This is a genomic window from Vibrio sp. 10N.222.46.A1 (genome assembly GCF_041473595.1).
Taxonomy (GTDB): domain Bacteria; phylum Pseudomonadota; class Gammaproteobacteria; order Enterobacterales; family Vibrionaceae; genus Vibrio; species Vibrio tasmaniensis_A.
The window spans coordinates 1-673 of sequence record NZ_JBFRSN010001012.1 but is presented as its reverse complement, the minus strand read 5'-3'; the positions used below and the strand labels follow the sequence as shown (position 1 = coordinate 673).

General features: G+C 51.6%; 1 protein-coding gene. It reads left to right on the top strand.

What is annotated here, in order from left to right:
* Positions 1-673 (top strand): PKD domain-containing protein (locus tag AB4496_RS23135; protein ID WP_372132117.1); only part of this gene is annotated, 673 nt, incomplete at both ends.

Sequence of the window (673 nt, the reverse complement as noted above, 5' to 3'; positions counted from 1 at the left end):
GATCACATTTGATGATGACCGCTCAGTGAAAGCAAAAGGCGCATACGTTCGTAGCCTTGGCCTTGCGGGTCTATTCTCTTGGGAAATTGATGCGGATAACGGCGATATCCTAAATGCGATGCATGAAGGTCTAGCAGGTGGAACTACTGACCCTGTAAACCGTAAACCAACCGCAGCAGCGGGTGCAGATCAATCGGTTGAAGGCCCTGCTTCTGTTTCTCTAGACGGTAGCACTTCAAAAGACAGTGACGGTACGATTGCGAGCTACGCTTGGTCACAAGTAAGCGGTACGGCGGTAACGCTAGCCAGCGCGAATGCGGCTGTTGCGAGTTTCGATGTTGTGGAAGTCGCACAACAAGAGACTCTGACATTCAGCCTAACCGTAACAGACAACGAAGGCGCAACGTCAACAGACACAGTTGTTGTCACGGTAAACCCTAAGGACACAGGCCCAAGCAACACCGCTCCGGTAGCAGTGGTTGCAGCTCCGGCTGAAGTCAATGCGGGTGACGTTGTTGTGGTTGATGCTTCGGCTTCGAGCGATGCGGATCAAGACACATTAACCTTCACGTGGGATTTACCAGCAGGTATTAACGCAACAGTACAAGGCGCTTCAGTAAGCTTTGTCGCAGCGGAATACACGCAAGACACGGTACTGAACTTCTCTGTGACA